The organism is Pseudoalteromonas sp. SWN29 (assembly GCF_015864465.1).
In the GTDB taxonomy this organism is placed as follows: domain Bacteria; phylum Pseudomonadota; class Gammaproteobacteria; order Enterobacterales; family Alteromonadaceae; genus Pseudoalteromonas.
The window spans coordinates 1-696 of sequence record NZ_JADYXE010000141.1 but is presented as its reverse complement, the minus strand read 5'-3'; the positions used below and the strand labels follow the sequence as shown (position 1 = coordinate 696).

The following is a 696-nucleotide window of genomic DNA, read 5'->3' as shown; positions in this document are numbered from 1 at the left end:
ATATGGCAAACTTAATTGAGGCCAAAAAAACATATAATTACTAACGAGCCGAGGAATAAAACTATTAGTGTAAACAGCTAAAACAGGCAGGAAAAATAAGCTTAAAAAGCAAACTATAAAAATAACTCCAGCAGTAATATATTTGCGATCCATCGATATGCCTAACACTTTAGTATTTATGCGACACGCAGTTTGTGTTGCATAATCGCTTGTTGGACTGAGGCGCTACCTGCTCGGTGTGTCAGAGTTGGTGTTGTTTATGCTATGGGAATTTGCTTTTTAGAGGCTCTAGCTAAATCAGCTAATTTAATAAGCTTACCTATTATAATTTAAGCTTTCCCTGCATTGCTCAGCGTTTATTATCTATTCATTAAACCGAATGTTTAACCGTTAAGCAAGGATATTTTTCGCTCGCACAGTCGCTATTAGCCTGAGCAATTAAGCAGGTTAACTTATTGATTTGATGCAGCAAGCAAGGCTGCTAACTCGTTCGCGCTATTTTATTTGTCGCCTCATCTAAATTCATCACACCAATAAATCGTAAGGTACCCGTCTTGCATGACTGGCAAGACCAATGGGGTATTAATCGTTCTTGCTCTACCTTCGGCTTCACCGCTTTGCATGGGGTTGCTGATACTTGAGCCTTTATTAACCCTAACTTTCGCTTGCGACACGCATTAGCTAAAAAGCCATAGT

Annotated in this window: 1 pseudogene; it reads right to left on the bottom strand. The window is 39.1% G+C overall.

Annotated elements, in window-relative coordinates:
• Positions 1-481 precede the first annotated feature (481 nt).
• Positions 482-696 (bottom strand): annotated as a pseudogene (locus tag I6F53_RS20700) (IS91 family transposase); the annotation flags it as partial.